Source organism: Acidisphaera rubrifaciens HS-AP3 (assembly GCF_000964365.1).
Lineage (GTDB): Bacteria > Pseudomonadota > Alphaproteobacteria > Acetobacterales > Acetobacteraceae > Acidisphaera > Acidisphaera rubrifaciens.
On record NZ_BANB01000518.1, the window covers coordinates 1 to 3955 of the forward strand.

Consider the following 3955-nt stretch of genomic DNA (forward strand, 5'->3'; position numbering starts at 1 on the left):
AGTTCAGACGTGTGCTCTTCCGATCTGTGCACGCGACCATCGACGGCGCCCCGGTGACGCTGATCCTCGACACCGGGGCCGAGACGACGCTGCTGACCGACGCGGCGGTCGCACGGCTGCATCTGGCGCGCGACGACGCGGCGGATGCGGCGCGCATCGTGGGCGTCGGGCCGGCGGCGTCGGTCGGCGGCGCCGATGCCGCGCGGCTCGATCTGGGGAAGGTCGTGTTGCGCAACCGCCCGGTGATCGTCGCCGGCTTCACCCTGGCGTCCGACGATCGGACGGTGCCGGACGGGCTGCTGGGTGACGACATACTATCGCAGTACGATCTCGATCTCGATCTGCCGGACGGCCGCGCCACGCTGTACCGCGCGCGCGACTGTCCCGACGCGTCGCCGCCCGTCGCCGGCGACTGGTTTGCGGTGACGGCCGAACGCACGTCGCGCGGACAGCTGCGCGTGCCGATGACGATCGACGGACAGACGTTGAGCGCCACGGTCGATACCGGGTCCGAGACGACCACCGTCGCCGTCGCCGCGTTGCAGCAGCTGCACATGACCGAGGCGATGCTGGCCGGCGATCCGACGCTGCGGGTGCGCGGCATGTCGCAGGACGTCACGCTGGTGCATGTCCATCGGTTCGACGAGCTGCGCATCGGCCCACTCTCGTACAATCATCCGTATATCCCCGTGGCGCCGCTGCCGGCGTTTCTGGGCGACGGGCTGCTCGGCTCGGATGTGTTGCGGCTGCATCGCGTCTGGCTTTCCTGGGCCAGCGCGCGGATTTGGATCGATACCGCGCGGCGGGCGGCGTATCAGTAAAAAAGCCGTGCTGTCGCGGCCAACGATACCAAAATGAATACAGGACCGTCCCGATGACCATAGACCTGACGATGCTCGCCTACAGCGCCATCCTCTGCGTGCTGCTGGCCTTTCCCTATACGCTCGGCATGATCGCCGCCGACGGGCTGCCGATGGCCGCCGGCAACCGCGAGGGCATGGGCGAGGTGCCCGGCTGGCGCGGCCGCGCGCGGCGCGCGCACCTCAATCTGGTAGAAAACCTTGTCCCGTTCGCCGCCCTGGTGCTGGTGGTCCACCTCGCGCAGAAGGCGTCGCCGATGACGGCGCACGGGGCGGAGCTGTTCTTCTACGCCCGCGTGGCGCACGCGGTGGTGTACATCCTCGGCGTGCCCTATCTGCGCACGCTCGCCTGGTTCGCGAGCCTCGCCGGCATCGCGATGGTCGCCGCCGCGCTGTTCGTCTGACTTATGCCTCGTCCGCGCCCGGCAGCGGCGCCAGATCGCGATAGACGGGCTGGCGTCGTTCGCCGCGCGCGCGGAAGCTTTCGGCCAGATCGGCGGCATCGAGTACCGCCGCATTCATCACCATGCCGCGGTCGAGCGAATCCGCGATGCCGTGGTCGCGGCTGTAGTTGAGCGCGTCCTTGCTCGCGCGCACCGCCAGCGGCGATTTGGTGGCGATCAGCCGCGCCGTCTCCAGCGCCCGCGCCAGCACCGCGTCCGCGTCCGCCAGCGCCTCGTTGACGAAGCCGTAGGCGGCGGCGCGCGCGCCGGTCAGCGTCGCGCCGGTAAAGGCCAGCTCGCGCGCGATGCCCTGCGGCAGCAGGCGCGGCACGCGCTGGAGATTGCCGAGATCGGCCATGATGCCGATGTTGATCTCCTCGATGCGGAACTGCGCGTCCGCCGTCGCATAGCGGAGGTCGCAAGCCGCGGCGATTTCCATGCCCCCGCCGACACAGGCGCCGTGGATCGCCGCGATCACCGGAAAGCGCACCTGTTCGATCGCCGCCACCGTCGCCAGCAGCGCGCGGCCCATGCTGATGAAGGCGTCGCGCGCCCGCCCGCTGTCGAGGCAGAAGGACGCGCTTTCGCTGAACACCGCGACGTCCATGCCGGCGCAGAAGGCCGGGCCGGCGCCCGACAGGACGGCGGCGCGCACCGTGCCCGGCGCGTCGAGCGCGCGCAGGGCGGCCGGGAAGTCGCGCCAGAATGCGGTGTTGAGGCTGTTGCGCTTGTCCGGCCGGTTGAGGCGCAGATGCGCGACCGGGCCGTCCTGCGTCACGATCAGTTCCGGTGCGCTCGTCATGCGTGCGTATCCCCCGTTGCGCGGCGTTATTCGCCGGACAGTTCCTTGCGCCGCCGGTCCAGCTCCTCGCTGTAGCGGCGCAGCGCGTATTGCTCGGTCAGTATGCCGATCACCCGCCGGCTGTCGCGCCCGTCGAGGACGGCGAGCGCGTCGCTCTCCGCCGTCTCGAACAGGGCGATCGCTTCCTTGATCGTCATCTGCGGCAGCAGATAGGCGTCTTGATAGTGCAGCAGGTCGGCGAGGGTGGCGGGCGAGGCGCCGCCGTTGTCGTCGGCATGCGCCTCCGGCACCAGCACGATTCCGGCATAGCGCCCGTCGCCGTCCACCACGACCGCGCGCTGCGTCGAGCCGAGCGGGAAGTCGCGGCGGAAGGCGGCGAGGGTCGCGTCGGCGCGCACGGTGCGCACCTCCCGCCGCATCATCCGCCCGACCGTCAGGTTGCGCATCCAGCCGATATCGACGGCGCTGCGGATCGCCTCGCCGCGCAGATGGAAGCGCCAGGTGGCGAAGGAATACCCGAAGGTGCGCCGCACCGTCAGCGCCGAGACGACGCAGGCGGCGAGCACGATCGCCGTGAGCGGCAGGCTGCCCGTCTCCTCCAGCGCCAGGAAGGTCATCGTCAGCGGGCCGCCGACGATGGCCACCGCCATGCTGCTCATGCCGACGATGGCGCAGACGACCATCGGCACGATGTGCGCGGCGTTCAGCAGCGTCCAGACGCCGGCGAACAGCTTGCCGACCAGCGCGCCGAGATAGAGCGAGGCGAAGAACAGGCCGCCGCGGAACCCCGATCCGATCGACACGGCCGATGCCACCGCCTTCATCGCGATCAGCGCCGCGACCCAGGCCAGCGGATAGGACGCGGCGACGCTGACCGACAGGGCGGAGTGCCCCGACGACATGACGGACGGGGTAATCAGGGCGAGGCCGCCCACCGCGATGCCGCCGATCGCCGGGCGCAGCCAGGCCGGCACGCGCGAGCGGCGGAACAGGCTTTCGGTCAGGGTCACGCCGCGCATCACGCCGATGCCGATCAGCGCGCACAGCACGCCGACGCCGAGCAGGGGGACGTAGTCGATCCCCTCGACCGTCGCGGGCACCACCACCTCGAGCCCGGCGGGGCTTCCGCCGATCGCGCCGATCACCGCCGTCGCGACGATGGACGCCACGACCACCGGCGCCAGCGTCGCGATCGAATAGGTGCCGATCACCAGCTCGTAGCCATAGAAGGCGCCGGCGAGCGGCGCGTTGAAGGCGGCGGCGATGGCGGCGGCGGCGCCGCAGCCGACCATCAGGCGCAGGTCGCTGCGGCGCAGGCGGAAGCTGCGACCGATGCGCGAGGCGACCGCGCCGCCGATCTGCGTATAGCCCGCCTCCAGCCCGACCGAGGCGCCGAAGCCGTTGGACATGACAGTCTGCAGCACCACGATCCAGCCGTCGGTGAGCGACATGCGGCCGCCGTACAGGGCATTGGCCTCGATCGGGTCGACCGCGCGACGCGGCCGCAGCCGCGCGATCGCCAGACCGACCACGCCGATCAGCAGGCCGCCCAGCACCGGCACCAGGATCGCCCGCAGCGGCTCGATCGACGTCGCCCCCGACAGGCGCTCGCCGTGATGCAGGTCGAACAACAGCCGGTGGATCAGCTGCGTGCCCTGCGTCATGGCCGAGACGAGCAGTCCGGCCGTCGCGCCGACCAGCGCGGCCAGCAGCACCAGCCATAGCTCGTCGGCGCGGACCAGCGCGCGCAGTACCTGCGGCGCATGCAGCACCGCCTCGCCGAGGCGGCGATGGCGATGCTGCGCCCGCGACCGTGCGCGCGCGGTCGCGGCGGCGCGGGCGGCGCGCGG

At 71.3% G+C, this 3955-nt stretch carries 3 protein-coding genes; 1 reads left to right on the plus strand and 2 read right to left on the minus strand.

Annotation, left to right across the window (positions count from 1 at the left end):
• The first annotated feature begins 874 nt into the window (after positions 1–874).
• On the plus strand, positions 875–1264 hold the full coding sequence (locus B8460_RS13980; protein ID WP_048862224.1) for an MAPEG family protein: 390 nt from the start codon (positions 875–877) through the stop codon (positions 1262–1264).
• A 1-nt stretch (position 1265) separates the two neighbouring features.
• On the opposite strand, the gene B8460_RS13985 is transcribed toward B8460_RS13980, so the two are convergent.
• The gene (locus B8460_RS13985) at positions 1266–2105 is read right to left on the minus strand and encodes an enoyl-CoA hydratase-related protein (protein WP_048862225.1); all 840 of its coding nucleotides are present in this window, start codon (positions 2103–2105) and stop codon (positions 1266–1268) included.
• Between the two features lie 26 nt (positions 2106–2131).
• On the minus strand, positions 2132–3955 hold a 1824-nt coding region (locus B8460_RS13990), incomplete at its 5' end, for a chloride channel protein (protein WP_048862226.1).